At 65.6% G+C, this 14310-nt stretch carries 15 protein-coding genes; 10 read left to right on the top strand and 5 right to left on the bottom strand.

The window, feature by feature from the left end:
• Positions 1-97: 97 nt before the first annotated feature.
• Complete coding sequence (gene desA, locus AC0Z2B_RS09535; protein WP_416421563.1) at positions 98-1282, bottom strand: delta-9 fatty acid desaturase DesA; 1185 nt, start codon at positions 1280-1282, stop codon at positions 98-100.
• 149 nt (positions 1283-1431) lie between these two features.
• Here desA and dibA point away from each other — a divergent pair, with 149 nt between their 5' ends.
• The 6 genes from dibA to AC0Z2B_RS09565 all read left to right on the top strand — a co-directional run bounded on the left by dibA (position 1432) and on the right by AC0Z2B_RS09565 (position 7558).
• The gene (dibA, locus tag AC0Z2B_RS09540; RefSeq protein ID WP_476296310.1) at positions 1432-3324 is read left to right on the top strand and encodes a phosphodiesterase DibA; all 1893 of its coding nucleotides are present in this window, start codon (positions 1432-1434) and stop codon (positions 3322-3324) included.
• A 173-nt stretch (positions 3325-3497) separates the two neighbouring features.
• Positions 3498-3680 (top strand): sulfur starvation response protein OscA, encoded by a 183-nt coding sequence (gene oscA / locus AC0Z2B_RS09545; protein WP_007941032.1) that lies wholly within the window; start codon positions 3498-3500, stop codon positions 3678-3680.
• Positions 3681-3737: 57 nt separating this feature from the next.
• Positions 3738-4751, top strand: a complete 1014-nt coding sequence (locus AC0Z2B_RS09550) for a sulfate ABC transporter substrate-binding protein (protein ID WP_476296312.1) — start codon at positions 3738-3740, stop codon at positions 4749-4751.
• A 111-nt stretch (positions 4752-4862) separates the two neighbouring features.
• A complete protein-coding gene (gene cysT, locus AC0Z2B_RS09555) occupies positions 4863-5681 on the top strand; it encodes a sulfate ABC transporter permease subunit CysT (protein ID WP_416421560.1) in 819 nt (272 codons plus the stop codon).
• A 14-nt stretch (positions 5682-5695) separates the two neighbouring features.
• Entirely contained in the window at positions 5696-6565 is an 870-nt protein-coding gene (cysW, locus tag AC0Z2B_RS09560; protein ID WP_416421559.1) for a sulfate ABC transporter permease subunit CysW, read from the top strand.
• Between the two features lie 3 nt (positions 6566-6568).
• Positions 6569-7558: a sulfate/molybdate ABC transporter ATP-binding protein gene (locus AC0Z2B_RS09565; RefSeq protein ID WP_416421558.1), complete on the top strand. Its 990-nt coding sequence runs from the start codon at positions 6569-6571 to the stop codon at positions 7556-7558.
• Between the two features lie 60 nt (positions 7559-7618).
• Here the strand turns inward: AC0Z2B_RS09565 and AC0Z2B_RS09570 are convergent, their stop codons facing one another.
• Complete coding sequence (locus AC0Z2B_RS09570) at positions 7619-8143, bottom strand: Mpo1 family 2-hydroxy fatty acid dioxygenase (protein ID WP_476296314.1); 525 nt, start codon at positions 8141-8143, stop codon at positions 7619-7621.
• 91 nt (positions 8144-8234) lie between these two features.
• On the opposite strand from AC0Z2B_RS09570, the gene AC0Z2B_RS09575 reads away from it, so the two are divergent.
• Positions 8235-8924 carry a Crp/Fnr family transcriptional regulator gene (locus tag AC0Z2B_RS09575; protein WP_476296316.1) on the top strand — a complete coding sequence of 230 codons (690 nt, stop codon included), beginning with the start codon at positions 8235-8237 and terminating at the stop codon, positions 8922-8924.
• A gap of 101 nt (positions 8925-9025) precedes the next feature.
• On the opposite strand, the gene uraH is transcribed toward AC0Z2B_RS09575, so the two are convergent.
• On the bottom strand, positions 9026-9421 hold the full coding sequence (gene uraH, locus AC0Z2B_RS09580) for a hydroxyisourate hydrolase (protein WP_473004900.1): 396 nt from the start codon (positions 9419-9421) through the stop codon (positions 9026-9028).
• A gap of 11 nt (positions 9422-9432) precedes the next feature.
• Entirely contained in the window at positions 9433-9900 is a 468-nt protein-coding gene (locus AC0Z2B_RS09585; RefSeq protein ID WP_476296318.1) for a GlcG/HbpS family heme-binding protein, read from the bottom strand.
• Positions 9901-10035: 135 nt separating this feature from the next.
• On the opposite strand from AC0Z2B_RS09585, the gene AC0Z2B_RS09590 reads away from it, so the two are divergent.
• Positions 10036-10710, top strand: coding sequence for a heavy metal response regulator transcription factor (locus AC0Z2B_RS09590; protein WP_476296320.1), 675 nt, complete (start codon positions 10036-10038; stop codon positions 10708-10710).
• Positions 10703-12127, top strand: a complete 1425-nt coding sequence (locus AC0Z2B_RS09595) for a heavy metal sensor histidine kinase (RefSeq protein ID WP_476296322.1) — start codon at positions 10703-10705, stop codon at positions 12125-12127. Before AC0Z2B_RS09590 ends, AC0Z2B_RS09595 begins: the two co-directional genes overlap by 8 nt.
• Here the strand turns inward: AC0Z2B_RS09595 and AC0Z2B_RS09600 are convergent.
• Complete coding sequence (locus tag AC0Z2B_RS09600; RefSeq protein ID WP_416421552.1) at positions 12075-13079, bottom strand: AraC family transcriptional regulator; 1005 nt, start codon at positions 13077-13079, stop codon at positions 12075-12077. The genes AC0Z2B_RS09595 and AC0Z2B_RS09600 overlap by 53 nt on opposite strands.
• A 100-nt stretch (positions 13080-13179) precedes the next feature.
• Here AC0Z2B_RS09600 and AC0Z2B_RS09605 point away from each other — a divergent pair, with 100 nt between their 5' ends.
• Complete coding sequence (locus tag AC0Z2B_RS09605; protein WP_476296324.1) at positions 13180-14253, top strand: fatty acid desaturase; 1074 nt, start codon at positions 13180-13182, stop codon at positions 14251-14253.
• The last annotated feature ends 57 nt before the right edge of the window (positions 14254-14310 follow it).

A 14310-nucleotide genomic window follows, 5' to 3' on the forward strand; every position in this document is an offset into this window, starting at 1 on the left:
TCAGGTCCCGCCGCGTAGGCGATCATTCGTAGGATTAATATTTTGTAATGAAGTTCCAAGCGGCACGCCCCTTGCCGGGGCGCGCCGATGGACGGTGTCAGGCGTGGGCGGGGCGCAGCGAGTAGGTCTTGAGCTGGGTGGCGAAATCACGCAGCGACTGGATACCGCTGGCCTCGGCCTCGTGCACCCAGTCCTTGATGGCGGCCAGCATGTCGTGGCCGTTGGAGCTGGTGCGGGCCCAGATCTGTTGCAGCGCCAGGCGCTTCTCGTAGATCACCTTCAGCGCGTGGCTGTGTTCCAGCATGCTCTGGATGTGCGCCTGGTGGCGGTCGTCCAGCAGGCTGGTTTCGCGCGACAGCAGGCGCTTGGCGCGGCGGAACTGGTGGCGCACCGAGGCATCCACGCGCGACAGCTCCTGGGTCACCAGCGGCGCGATTACCAGCTTGCGGTACTGGGCCATGATCTGGAAGCGGTTGTTGAGGATGGCCATGGCGGTGTCCATGTCCAGGTGGCCCTTGCCCTCGACGCGGTGGGCGATGGGCGCCACGCGCTGCACCTTGGCCAGGCGCATGAACGACAGGATGCGGATCCACATCCAGCCCATGTCGAACTCCCACTTGCGCACCGACAGCTTGGCCGAGTTGGGGTAGGTGTGATGGTTGTTGTGCAGCTCTTCGCCGCCAATGATGATGCCCCACGGCACCAGGTTGGTGGCGGCGTCACGGCATTCGAAATTGCGGTAGCCCACCGCGTGGCCCAGGCCGTTGACCACGCCGGCGGCCCAGAACGGAATCCACATCATCTGGATGGCCCACACGGTCAGGCCGATGACGCCGAAGCAGGCCAGGTCGATGGCCAGCATCAGGAACACGCCCAGCAGGCGGTAGCGCGAGTACAGGTTGCGCTCGATCCAGTCCTCGGGGCAGTTCTTGCCGTAAATGCGCAGGGTCTCGGCGTTCTGCGCCTCGGCGCGGTACAGCTCTGCGCCGCGGCCCAGCACCGTGCCCAGGCCCTTGATCACCGGGCTGTGGGGGTCATCGACGGTTTCGCACTTGGCGTGGTGCTTGCGGTGGATGGCGGTCCACTCGCGGGTGTTCTGCGCCGTGGTCAGCCACAGCCAGAAACGGAAGAAATGCTTGAGCCCGGCGTTCAGTTCCAGCGAACGGTGGGAGGAATAACGGTGAAGGTAGATGGTGACACTGACAATCGTCACATGGGTCATCAACAGGGTGACCGCCACCAATTGCCAGGCTGACAGGTCAAGAAAACCGTTGTACCACATAGGCTGCAGGGCCCTCGTCAAAGAAAAAATTAGAAGCACGTCGCATTATCGGCATGTAAGCAGATAAAACCAGCTCGGGTTTTAGATAAGAGTGGCTGAATGTTTCTGCTTTATAATCCCAATCTTTTCGTATGGGCTTCGCCATTTTTATGCCTGGTACTTCTCGCGGGGCCCTGCGGGCCGCCTTGCTCTACCTGCTGGCCTCGGTCATCTGGCTGGTGCTGACTGATCAAATATTGAGCAGCCTTTTCGATGATTCGGCGCGCCAGCTGCATTGGCAGCTGATCAACGGCTATGTCTGGGTGCTGGCCACCGCCGCCATGATCTTCCTGGCCCGCGCCAGGCTGCTGCGCTGGTTCGGCCTGGGCGACGCCGGGCGCATCCAGCGCGAGCGCCTGCGCATGGCCGCGGCGGTGTTCGACAGCACCCTGGAAGGGGTGCTGGTGACCAGCCGGCTGGGCAGCATCGTGCACGTCAACCGCGCGTTCATGGACATCACCGGCTACCGCGAGGACGAAGTGCTGGGTCACAACCCCAGCAAGTTCAAGTCCGGCCGCCATGGCATCGACTTCTACCGGCAGATTTTCCACAGCCTGGAGCAGACCGGCAGCTGGAGCGGCGAGATCTGGAACCGGCGCAAGAGCGGCGAGATCTACCCGCAGTGGCAGACCATCCGCGCCATTGCCAACGACGCCGGCCACGTCAGCCACTACGTGGCGGTGTTCTCCGACATCAGCGCGCTGAAGCATTCCGAACGCGAGCGCGCGCACCTCATCCAGCACGACCCGCTGACCGAACTGCCCAACCGCCTGCTGTTTCATGACCGCGCCGAGCAGACCCTGGCCGCCGCCCAGGCCAACAAGCGTGGCTGCGCGCTGTTGCTGCTGGACCTGGACCACTTCCAGAGCATCAACGACAGCCTCGGCCACGCCACCGGCGACCACCTGATCAAGGCCGTGGTCGAGCGCCTGCAGGGCCTGCTGGGCAACGGCATGACCCTGGCGCGCATGGGCGGCGACGAGTTCGCCGTGCTCCTGGAAGACTCGCCCCAGGCCGCCCACGCGGCCCTGCTGGCGCAGTCGATCATCGACGGCCTCAAGCAGCCGTTCCTGCTCGACGGCCACACCCTGTTCATTAGCGCCAGCATCGGTATCAGCCTGTTCCCCAATGACGCCCTGGGCCCCGAGCAACTGCTGCGCAACGCCGACTCGGCGCTGTTCAAGGCCAAGGGCAACGGCCGCGGCGGCTACGCGCTGTACACCGAAGAATTGACCGCCCACGCCCAGCAGCGCGTGGAAATGACCGCCGAACTGCGCCGCGCCCTGGCCCAGGAAGAACTGCGCGTGCATTACCAGCCGGTGCACGACCTGGCCAGCGGCCAGCTGGTGGGTGTCGAGGCGCTGGTGCGTTGGCTGCACCCCGAGCGTGGCCTGATTCCGCCAGGCGAGTTCATCCCCATCGCCGAGCGCAGCGGCCTGATCGCCGAAATCGATGCCTGGGTAATGACCAACGCCTGCCGGCAGATGTGCCAGTGGCAGGCCGAGGGGCATTCGCTGGACTTTATCGCCGTGAACGTCTCCAGCCGCCTGTTTGGCCGCCAGGACCTGTACCAGCAGGTGGCACGCATCCTTGCCGAAACCGGCCTGGACCCGGCGCGCCTGGAGCTGGAAGTGACCGAAAGCGCGGTGATGGAAGACCCCGAGTCGGCGCTGGAGCAGATGCACCGCCTGCGCGAGCTGGGCCTGCGCCTCTCCATCGACGACTTCGGCACCGGCTACTCGTCGCTGCTGCGGCTCAAGCGCCTGCCGGTGCAGAAGCTGAAAATCGACCAGGGCTTCGTCGCTGGCCTGCCCCTGGACGAGGACGATGGCGCCATCGTCCGGGTCATCATCGCCCTGGCGCGCAGCATGGGCATGCAGGTGCACGCCGAGGGCATCGAGCAGCCGGAACAGGCGCAGTTCCTGCTGGAGCAGCAGTGCGAATTGGGGCAGGGGTATTGGTTCGGGCGGCCGGTGCCGGCCGCGGATGTGCGTTGGGCCTGACGCGGCCTTCGGCCGCTGCTACATACCTGAGTGTGGCCCCCGTAGCAGCGGCCGCAGGCCGCGTCCCACGGTTTGAAATTTGGTTATATGGGCATTCTTAAATAGTATTTTTAAGTATAACCCTGCCTATCTACTATGGCGCTCAAGGCAACTCTCACCCAAGGAGCATGATCATGAGCGCATCTCTGCGTAGCGTCGACGGTCAGGACGAAGCAACCATTCTGCGCGAAATCCAGAGCGCGCTGCGTGACCTGCGCTTCGGCGCCGTGGAAATCACCGTCCACAACGCCCAAGTGGTGCAAATCGAGCGGAAGGAAAAATTCCGCCTGCAGAATCCGGGCAACAAGCCCAGCTGAATGATTTTGCCATAACAACGCCAACATAATAATCAAGAGTCATCCAGGAGCTTCACCATGTCTATCCGTCATTACGCGCTGGCGGCGCTCGCCAGTGCGCTGTTCGCAGGCTCTGCGGTCGCCAAGGACTACGAGCTGCTCAACGTTTCCTACGACCCGACGCGCGAGCTGTACCAGGATTACAACGCCGAGTTCGTGAACTTCTGGAAGCAAGCCCACCCCGACGACAGGGTCGACATCAAGCAGTCCCATGGCGGCTCCGGCAAGCAAGGCCGCGCCGTGATCGACGGCCTGCGCGCCGACGTGGTGACCCTGGCCCTGGCCGGCGACATCGACGAGATCGCCAAGCTGGGCAAGACCCTCCCGGAAAACTGGCAGACCAAGCTGCCGGACGCCAGTACCCCGTACACCTCGACCATCGTGTTCCTGGTGCGCAAGGGCAACCCCAAGGGCATCCATGACTGGAACGACCTGATCAAGGACGGCGTCTCGGTGATTACCCCGAACCCGAAAACCTCTGGCGGTGCGCGCTGGAACTTCCTGGCTGCCTGGGCCTACGGCCTGAAGGCCAACGGTGGTGACGAAGCCAAGGCCAAGCAATACGTGCAGACCCTGTTCAAGCACGTGCCCGTGCTGGACACCGGCGCCCGCGGCTCGACCATCACCTTCGTCAACAACGGCCAGGGCGACGTGCTGCTGGCCTGGGAAAACGAAGCCTACCTGGCGCTGAAGGAAGACGGCGGCAAGGACAAGTTCGACATCGTCGTGCCGTCCGTGTCGATCCTCGCCGAGCCGCCGGTGGCCGTGGTCGAGAAAAACGCCGAGAAGAAAGGCAACGAAGCCATCGCCAAGGCGTACCTGGAGCACCTGTACAGCAAGCAAGGCCAGGAGATTGCGGCGAAGAACTTCTACCGCCCGCGTGACAAGGACGTGGCGGCCCAGTATTCCAAGCAGTTCCAGGAAGTGAAGAGCCTGGCCACCATCGACAAGGACTTCGGCGGCTGGAAAACCGCACAGCCCAAGTTCTTCAACGACGGCGGCGTGTTCGACCAGATTTACCAGGCGCAGTAATTCACTGGCCCCATCGCGACCAAGGTCGGCTCCTACCCAAATCGGCGTAGGAGCCGACCTTGGTCGCGATGGGGCCAAACTGCATTACCAGCATTCTGACCAAGGACACTTATGTCGCGTCGTATCTCCCCCGTCATACCCGGCTTCGGGCTGACGCTGGGCTACACCTTGGTGTACCTCAGCCTGATTGTGCTGATTCCCCTGGCGGTGATGTTCGTCCATGCCGCCCAGCTCACCTTCGACCAGTTCTGGGCCATCGTCAGCTCGCCGCGCACGCTGGCGGCACTCAAGCTGAGCTTCGGCACCGCCCTGTGCGCGGCCATCGTCAACGGCATCATCGGCACGCTGCTGGCCTGGGTGCTGGTGCGCTACAGCTTCCCCGGGCGCAAGATCATCGATGCCATGATCGACCTGCCGTTCGCGCTGCCCACCGCCGTGGCCGGCATCGCCCTGACGGCGCTGTACACCCCCAACGGCCTGGTCGGCCAGTTCGCCGAGAGCCTGGGCTTCAAGATCGCCTACACCCCGCTGGGCATCACCCTGGCGCTGACCTTCGTGACCCTGCCGTTCGTGGTGCGCACGGTGCAGCCGGTGCTGGCCGACATTCCCCGTGAAGTCGAGGAAGCCGCCGCCTGCCTGGGCGCCAAGCCGCTGCAGGTGTTCCGCTACATCCTGGCGCCGGCGCTGCTGCCGGCCTGGCTCACCGGCTTCGCCCTGGCGTTCGCTCGCGGCGTGGGCGAGTACGGTTCGGTGATCTTCATCGCCGGCAACATGCCCATGAAGACCGAGATCCTGCCGCTGCTGATCATGGTCAAGCTGGACCAGTACGACTACACCGGCGCCACCGCCATCGGCGTGATGATGCTGGTGGTTTCCTTCATCCTGTTGCTGCTGATCAACCTGCTGCAGCGGCGCATCGAAACCCCTTGAAGGAGGCGCTGAACATGTCTGCATCTTCCATTGCTGCTACCAGCGCCAACGCCGCCCGCCGTGGCAGCGCACTGTCGCGCACGGTGTTGATCGGCCTGGGCTGGCTGGTGTTCGCGGTATTCCTGCTGTTGCCGTTGTTCATCGTCGTGTCCCAGGGCCTGAGCAAGGGCGTGGGCGAGTTCTTCACCGCCATCCTTGAGCCCGATGCGCTGTCGGCGCTGAAGCTGACGGTGATCGCCGTGGTCATCTCGGTACCGCTCAACGTGGTGTTCGGCGTCAGCGCCGCCTGGTGCGTGAGCAAATACTCGTTCCGTGGCAAGGCCATCCTGGTGACGCTGATCGACCTGCCGTTCTCGGTGTCGCCGGTGATCGCCGGCCTGGTCTACGTGCTGATGTTCGGCGCCCAGGGCCTGTTCGGCCCGTGGCTGGCCGACCATGACATCCAGATCGTCTTCGCCCTGCCGGGCATCGTGTTGGCGACCATCTTCGTCACCGTGCCGTTCGTGGCCCGTGAGCTGATCCCGCTGATGCAGGAGCAGGGCACCCAGGAAGAAGAGGCCGCGCGCCTGCTGGGCGCCAACGGCTGGCAGATGTTCTGGCATGTCACCGTGCCGAACATCAAGTGGGGCCTGATCTACGGCGTGGTGCTGTGCACCGCGCGGGCCATGGGCGAGTTCGGCGCGGTGTCGGTGGTGTCCGGGCACATCCGCGGCGTCACCAACACCTTGCCGCTGCACGTCGAGATCCTCTACAACGAATACAACCACGTCGCCGCCTTTGCGGTCGCGAGCCTTCTGCTGGTCATGGCGCTCTTCATCCTGCTGCTCAAGCAGTGGAGCGAGAACCGTATTAACCGCCTGCGCCACAGCGCAGCGGAGGAATAATTCATGTCGATCGAAGTTCGTAATGTCAGCAAGCGCTTCAACGCCTTCCAGGCCCTGAACTCCATCAATCTGGACATCCAGAGTGGCGAGCTGGTGGCCCTGCTGGGCCCGTCGGGCTGCGGCAAGACCACCTTGCTGCGGATCATCGCCGGCCTGGAAACGCCGGACGACGGCAGCATCGTCTTCCATGGCGAAGACGTGTCGGGCACCGACGTGCGCAACCGCAACGTCGGTTTCGTGTTCCAGCACTACGCGCTGTTCCGCCACATGACCGTGTTCGACAACGTCGCCTTCGGCCTGCGCATGAAGCCCAAGGGCGAGCGCCCCAACGAGACGCGCATCGCCGAGAAGGTCCACGAGTTGCTGAACATGGTGCAGCTGGACTGGCTGGCCGACCGCTACCCCGAGCAGCTGTCCGGCGGCCAGCGCCAGCGTATCGCCCTGGCCCGCGCCCTGGCGGTGGAGCCCAAGGTGCTGCTGCTGGACGAGCCGTTCGGCGCCCTCGACGCCAAGGTGCGCAAGGAGCTGCGCCGCTGGCTGGCGCGCCTGCACGAGGACATCAACCTGACTTCGGTGTTCGTCACCCACGACCAGGAAGAAGCCATGGAAGTGGCCGACCGCATCGTGGTGATGAACAAGGGCGTGATCGAGCAGATCGGCTCGCCGGGCCAGGTGTACGAAAACCCGGCCAGCGACTTCGTCTACCACTTCCTCGGGGATTCCAACCGCCTGCACCTGGGCGAGGACAACCACGTGTTGTTCCGCCCGCACGAGGTGTCGCTGTCACGCTCCGAGGTGGAGGGCCACCACGCTGCCGAAGTGCGCGACATCCGCCCGCTGGGCGCCACCACCCGGGTGACCCTGAAGGTGGAAGGCCAGCCCGACCTGATCGAGGCCGAAGTGGTGAAGGACCACGACAGCCTGACCGGCCTGGCCAAGGGCGAGACGCTGTTCTTCAAGCCCAAGGTCTGGCAGAAGGTTGCAGCCATCTAGACGCGCAACCCGTAGCCGCTGCCGCCAGGCTGCGCTGGCCTTCACCTACACTGGAGATCTTCAGTGCAGCACAGGGCCAGCGCAGCCTTCGGCAGCGGCTACGGTGGTTTCGATCTGCAGTTGGAGATCGGTACGCAGCCCCAGCAGGAACCCGGCCTCCGCCACTACAAACAACGGCCCCACGATCAACCCCGCCACGTCATCCACAAACGCCGGCTTGCGCCCCTCCCAGTAGTGGCCGACGAACTGGATCGCCCAGCCCACCACGAACAGCCCCAGCCCCGCACTCAGCCACACCAGGGTGGCCTGTACCGCCAGCGCCTGCCCGGCCCACAGGCATAGCCCCAGCAGCAGCGTCATCAGCGCGCCGAAGCGCTTGTCCAGGCGCAGGTAGAACCACGCCGAGGCCAGCGCCACGAACAGCGCCGGGCTCACCCACAGGCCGGCCAGCCAGCCGCCGGGCCGCGACAGCAGCACGGTCACGGCGACGACTATCATGGGGATACCGATGAAATGGCTGGCGATATTGCGCGGGTCGCGGTGGTAGGCCGCGTATTGGCTCAGGTGCTGCACGAGGTTTTTCATTGTTGTGCCCTCAGGGTGGGTGATGATTGATCATGCCCGTTCGCTGGCCCATGCTCTGTCGGCTAGCCGACAAACCTGTACGAGAGGCTTCATGAACGACGTCACCGCCTGGCGCCCGCGCCTGCTCACCGGGCACTGGTTCGCGCACTTGCCACCTACGCTTCAGGATAGTGTGCTGGCGGCCGCGCGAGTGCGCCGCCTGCCGGCAGGCGGCTGCCTGTTCCAGCGCGGCGATGCGCCTTGTGGGTTGTACGCGGTGGTGGAAGGTTCGATGCGCATTGGCGCCGTGAATGCCCAGGGCAAGGAGGCCCTGCTGGCGCTGGTGGAAGCGCCGCAGTGGTTCGGCGAGATCGCCCTGTTCGACGGCCAGCCGCGTACCCACGACGCCTATGCCGAGGAAGATTGCGTGCTGGTGTGGGTGCCTCAGGGTGCGTTGCTGGCGATGCTGGCGGCAACGCCGGCCTGGTGGCGGGATTTTGCCCTGTTGATGAGCCAGAAGCTGCGGTTGGCGTTTGTCATGCTTGAGCAGCAAAGCCTGCTGGCGGCGGCGCCAAGGCTGGCGCATCGGTTGTTGATGATTGCCCAGGGGTACGGCGAGGTGGAGGGGGCGCGGCGGGTTATTCGGCTAGGGCAGGAGCAGTTGGCGATGATGTTGTCGTTGTCGCGGCAGACTACCAACCAAATCCTCAAGGACCTGGAACAGCAGGGAGTGCTGCGGCTCAGCTACGGCGAGATCGAAATCCTCAACCTCAACGCCCTCAAGCACGCCGCAACCCTGTAGCAGCTGCCGAAGGCGGCGTCGGGCCCACGCGGACCATCAGCTACACCGCGGTGCCTGTGACGCGGCCTGGCGGCCGCTGCTACAGAGGGTAGGGGGGCTTTTTACGAACCGCGGTACGTGCTGAAGCCATAAGGGCTCAGCAGCAGCGGAATGTGGTAGTGCTGATCCGTCTGCTTCACCTGGAAGATCACCGGTATCTCCGGGAAGAACGTTTCATGCCCGGTGCGCTTGTAATAATCCCCGGTCTTGAACACCACCCGGTATTCACCCTGCACGAAGGTGTGGTCCGCCGGGAACAGCTCGGCAATGCGCCCCTGTTCGTTGGTGGTGCCGTGGGCCAGCATCTGCCAGTCCTTGCCCACGTGCTGCTCCAGGGTCACTTCCACGCCCGGCGACGGCACGCCGTTCTCCAGGTTCAACACGTGCACGCTCAGCGGGTTGGCCGCCATGGCCAGGCTCGACAGGGTGCTCAGGCCCAGGGCCAGCATCAGTTTCATCGGTAGTTCCTTCAGGGGTGAATGGCCAGGCCCAGGGCGCTGGCGGCTGTGGTTGCGCATTGTTCGTCCTGCTCGGCGCCGCCGGCCCCGGCCACGCCCAGGGCGCCCACCAGCTCGCGGCCTTCGAACAGCGGAATGCCGCCGCCCAGCAGCAACAGCTCGCCCAGGGTATTGAGGTTGGCGGCCTCGGGGTTGTTGCGGGCGTGCTCGGCGAACAGGCGGGTAGGGGTCTTGGTCGACAGCGCGGTGTAGGCCTTGCGCCGCGCGGCATCGGCGTTGTGCGGGCCGACGCCGTCGGCGCGCTGGGCCAGGATCGGGTTGCCACCGCGGTCCAGCACGGCGATGGCGGCGTGGCAGGGCGCGGCGTCCACCAGCCGGCGGGCGTTGGCCAGGTCCAGCTCGGGGTGCTGCGGCAGGGCGGCCTGGGCCTGCAGGGAGGCCAGGGCGGCCAGGCTGAACAGCAAGGGTTTGAGCGGCATGGGACAGCTCCTTAATCAGGTGCCGGCAGGCTACTGGGCGCATGCCCACAGAACCCCGTCAGCCTGATTACAACTTTGTAATGGGCAAGCGCGCCCAAGCGGCCTAGCCTATGGCTTGCGCAAACGAGGTGTACGATGCATTTGCTGGTGGTGGAAGACGAAGCCAAGACCGCACGGTTCCTGGCCAAGGGCCTGGGTGAGTCCGGGTTCAGCGTGGACGTGGCGCTCAATGGCCTGGACGGGCGGCACTTCATCGAGGAACAGGCCTACGACCTGATCATCCTCGACGTCATGCTGCCCGGGCTCAATGGCTGGCAGCTGCTCAAGCTGATTCGCCAGCGCGGCGACACCCCGGTGCTGTTCCTCACCGCCAAGGACGCCATCGAGGACCGGGTGCGCGGCCTGGAACTGGGCGCCGATGACTACCTGGTGAAGCCCTTCGCCTTCGTCGAACTGCTGGCGCGGGTGCGCACCCTGCTGCGCCGCGGGCCTACGCGCGAAGTCGAGCACTACCGCATCGCCGACCTGGAGCTGGACGTGCTGCGCCGCCGGGTCAGTCGCGCCGGCCAGCGCATTGCCCTGACCAACAAGGAGTTCGCCCTGCTACAGCTGCTGGCCAGCCGCCGCGGCGAGGTGCTGTCGCGCACCTTGATCGCCTCGCAGGTGTGGAACCTCAACTTCGACAGCGACACCAACATGGTCGAAGTGGCCGTGCGCCGCCTGCGGGCGAAAATCGACGACCCCTACATGCCCAAGCTGATCCACACCGTGCGTGGCGTCGGTTACCAGCTGGACGGCCCCGATGAGTGAGCCGGGCCGCGGCCCGTCGCTGGCCTGGCGCCTGGCCCTGGCGTTCGCGGCAGTGTGCGCCCTGGTGCTGGGCGTGGCCGGGGTGTTCCTGTACCGCAGCCTGGAAGCGGAACTGATCTACCGCGACGACCAGGCCTTGCTGGGCCGCCTGGAGCAGGTGCGCGCCTTGCTGCACGACAGCGACAGCCTCGACGCTCTGCAACAGCGCCCCCGGCTCTACCAGAACATGCTCGGCAACCAGGAAAGTCTGTTGCTGGTGAACCGCGCCGATGGCTCCCCGGTCATCGCCATCAACCCGCGCGGGCAGCAGGTGCCCCAGGTAGCGCCGATCCCCGAGCAACGCAGCCCGCAGCCTGCAGATATTCACGACTGGCGTGCGCCGGGCGCTACGCCCTTGCTGCTGTTGGCCGGCCAGGCCCAGGGGCCACGGGGCGAAGCGCTGACCGTGGTGGTGGGCAAGCAGTTGGCCGAGCGCGAAGCGATGCTGGCCAGCTACCGCCTGCGGGTGTACCTGGCGGCTGGGGCCGGCGCGCTGCTGGCGTTCGCCGTGGGCCTGCTGCTGTTGCGCCGGGCCTTGCTACCGCTGCGGCACATGGCCCGCACCGTGGCGCAGATCGACCTGCGCAGCCTCGACCGGCGCCTGCAATGGCGCACCATCCCCAAGGAACTGCACGAGCCGGTGCAGGCCCTCAACGGCATGCTCGCGCGCCTGGACGACAGCTTCGGGCGCCTGTCGCAGTTCTCTGCCGACCTGGCCCACGAGATTCGCACGCCCCTGCACAACCTGCTAGGCAGCAACGGCCTGGCCCTCAGCCAGCCGCGCAGCAGCGATGAATACCAGGAGCTGCTGGCCTCCAACGTGGAAGAGTTCGAGCGCCTCAACCGCATGGTCGAGAACCTGCTGTTCCTGGCCCGCGCCGACCATGGCCAGCGCCTGCTCAACCTCCAGGCCGTGGACCTGCATGAGCTGGGCGAAGACCTGTGCGCGTACTTCGAGGCGCTGGCCGACGACCGCCAGCTGCGCCTGGACAACCAACTGCATGGCTGCCTGGACGCCGACCTGCAGCTGTTGCAGCGGGCCCTGGGCAACCTGCTGGCCAACGCCGTGCGCCACGCCACGCCTGGCAGCACGGTGGTCCTGGCGCGGGTCGATGCGCAACTGACCGTCAGCAACCAGGGTCAGCCCATCGCCCCGCAGCACCTGGGGCGCCTGTTCGACCGCTTCTACCGGGTCGACGCCTCACGGGCGGAGCCGGGGGACTCCGGCGGCCTGGGCCTGGCCATCGTGCAGTCGATCATGCAGCTGCATGGCGGCCGGGTGACGGTCAGCAGTGACGCGCAGGCCACGGTGTTCAGCCTGGGGTTCACACCATCCGATCGCGGAACTGCCCCGGCGACAGCCCCGTCCAGCGTTTGAACGCGCGGTTGAAGCTGCTGGCGTCGGCGAAGCCCAGGCGGAAACCAATCTCGGTAAGCGTGACTTCAGCGTCGCGCAGGTAGGCCAGCGCCAGGTTCTGCCGGCACTGGTCCAGCAGCGCGTCGTAGCGGCAGCCTTCGTCGGCCAGGTGGCGCTGCAGGCTGCGCAGGCTCAGGTGCATGGACTCGGCGATCTGGTCGGCCGAGGGCACGCCGTTGGGCAGGTGGTGCTCGATGGCGTTGCGCACCCGGCGTTCCCAGGTCAGTGGGTGCAGCAGCTCCAGGGTGCGGTTGAGCACCGCTTCGTTGTGTTCGGCCAGCTCGGGGTTGGCGTCGTCCAGGTGGCATTCGAAGTCCACGCAGGCGAACTCCAGCCAGTTGTGCGGTGCGTTGAAGTGCACCGGGGCGCGGAACACCGTGTGCCAGGGCGTCGGGTCGGCCGGCGGTGGGCGCGTCAGCCACACCCCCAGCGGCGCGTAGTCGCGGCCCAGGCGGTTGCGGCAGGTGCGCACGTAGATGGCGGCGAAGGCGTCCATGGCCTCGGGCGCCGGGGGCGGGCTGCCCTCGGGCACCTCAAGGCGGAACACGTAGCGGCCATTTTCCCGGCTCAGGTGCGGCACCACGGCGTCGCTGACCACCTGGTGGTAGCGCACGATGCGCTCGAACACCTCGCGCAGGTTCTCGCTGGCCACCAGCGCATAGCCCAGGGCATGGAAGGTGGTGGGGCTGACGTAGCGCGACACGCGCAGGCCGATGGCCGGGTCGCCGCTGGCCTGCACCGCCAGTTGCCACAGGCGCGTGGTGGCCGACAGCGGGTAGCGGGCCTTGGGGTCGTCCATGTGCTGCAGGTCGAGGCCGGCCTTCTCGCACAGCGTGGCGCTGTCGAGGCCCAGTGCGTCCAGTTGCTTGCGCAAGGCGCGGGTCCAGCTGGCAAGCGTGGTCGGTTCAGTCATGACGAATGGCGCCTGAGGTCAACAGGTTGGCGTCCATGGCTAGCGTTCCTTGGCTGATTCTGAGTCAGAGTCGTTCCATCCATAACAAGAGGATGGAAGCATGGACCGCACTTGTGCAAGCCCCGACAGACTGAATGCACAGCAACGCAGCGCCCATATTCGCCAGGTGGTGATGGCCAAGGGTGACGATTTGCGCCGCCGCTACCCGATACTCAAGCACCAGGACGCCATCGGCGCCAGCATCCTGGCCTTCTCCCTGGCCGGCATGATCGGCAGCGCGGCGCTCTACATCGAGGGTTACATGGCCTGGTGGGCGTGCCTGCTGCTGAACGCCTTCTTCGCTTCGCTGACCCACGAGCTGGAACATGACCTGATCCACAGCATGTATTTCCGCAAGCAGCGGGTGCCGCACAATTTGATGCTGGCGCTGGTGTGGCTGGCGCGGCCAAGCACCATCAACCCGTGGATCCGCCGCCACCTGCACCTCAACCATCACAAGGTCTCGGGCACCGAGACCGACATGGAAGAGCGCGCCATCACCAACGGCGAGCCCTGGGGCATCGTCCGCCTGCTGATGGTGGGCGACAACGTGATGTCGTCGCTGATCCGCATGCTGCGGGCCAAGACCTGGGCGCACAAGTGGAGCATCCTCAAGCGCACCCTGCGGGTCTATGCGCCGCTGGCGCTGCTGAACTGGGGCACCTGGTACGTGTTCCTCGGCTTCCATGCCGCCAACGGCGTGGCCTGGCTGCTGGGCGCGCCCATTGATTGGTCGGCGGGCACGCTGGCGGCCATGCAGGTGGTGAACGTGGCGGTGGTGGTGATCGTCGGCCCCAACGTGCTGCGCACCTTCTGCCTGCACTTCATCAGCTCGAACATGCATTACTTCGGCGACGTGGAGCTGGGCAATGTGATGCAGCAGACCCAGGTGCTCAACGCCTGGTGGCTGTGGCCGCTGCACGCGTTCTGCTTCAACTTCGGCAGCACCCACGGCATCCACCACTTTGTGGTGAAGGAACCCTTCTACATTCGGCAGATGACGGCGGGCGTGGCGCACAAGGTGATGGCGGAGATGGGCGTGCGCTTCAATGATTTCGGCACGTTCACGCGGGCGAACCGCTATACGCCGGTGGCGAATGAAGCCACCGCCCCGGTAGCGCAAGCCAACCCGTAGCAGCGGCCGCAGGCCGCGTCCGCAAACGCCTCGCAGTGCCTGCGGACGCCGCCTGGC

The sequence above is a fragment of the Pseudomonas sp. GYB4201 genome (assembly GCF_056312595.1).

Bases quoted from the DNA above. Each gene is read 5' to 3' on its own strand.
- cysW (WP_416421559.1), top strand. From the start codon at position 5,696: ATGTCTGCATCTTCCATTGCTGCTACCAGCGCCAACGCCGCCCGCCGT.
- AC0Z2B_RS09570 (WP_476296314.1), bottom strand. From the start codon at position 8,143: ATGAAAAACCTCGTGCAGCACCTGAGCCAATACGCGGCCTACCACCGC.
- AC0Z2B_RS09575 (WP_476296316.1), top strand. From the start codon at position 8,235: ATGAACGACGTCACCGCCTGGCGCCCGCGCCTGCTCACCGGGCACTGG.
- AC0Z2B_RS09550 (WP_476296312.1), top strand. From the start codon at position 3,738: ATGTCTATCCGTCATTACGCGCTGGCGGCGCTCGCCAGTGCGCTGTTC.
- AC0Z2B_RS09565 (WP_416421558.1), top strand. From the start codon at position 6,569: ATGTCGATCGAAGTTCGTAATGTCAGCAAGCGCTTCAACGCCTTCCAG.
- AC0Z2B_RS09595 (WP_476296322.1), top strand. From the start codon at position 10,703: ATGAGTGAGCCGGGCCGCGGCCCGTCGCTGGCCTGGCGCCTGGCCCTG.
- desA (WP_416421563.1), bottom strand. From the start codon at position 1,282: ATGTGGTACAACGGTTTTCTTGACCTGTCAGCCTGGCAATTGGTGGCG.
- AC0Z2B_RS09590 (WP_476296320.1), top strand. From the start codon at position 10,036: ATGCATTTGCTGGTGGTGGAAGACGAAGCCAAGACCGCACGGTTCCTG.
- dibA (WP_476296310.1), top strand. From the start codon at position 1,432: ATGCCTGGTACTTCTCGCGGGGCCCTGCGGGCCGCCTTGCTCTACCTG.
- oscA (WP_007941032.1), top strand. From the start codon at position 3,498: ATGAGCGCATCTCTGCGTAGCGTCGACGGTCAGGACGAAGCAACCATT.
- AC0Z2B_RS09585 (WP_476296318.1), bottom strand. From the start codon at position 9,900: ATGCCGCTCAAACCCTTGCTGTTCAGCCTGGCCGCCCTGGCCTCCCTG.
- AC0Z2B_RS09600 (WP_416421552.1), bottom strand. From the start codon at position 13,079: ATGACTGAACCGACCACGCTTGCCAGCTGGACCCGCGCCTTGCGCAAG.
- AC0Z2B_RS09605 (WP_476296324.1), top strand. From the start codon at position 13,180: ATGGACCGCACTTGTGCAAGCCCCGACAGACTGAATGCACAGCAACGC.
- uraH (WP_473004900.1), bottom strand. From the start codon at position 9,421: ATGAAACTGATGCTGGCCCTGGGCCTGAGCACCCTGTCGAGCCTGGCC.
- cysT (WP_416421560.1), top strand. From the start codon at position 4,863: ATGTCGCGTCGTATCTCCCCCGTCATACCCGGCTTCGGGCTGACGCTG.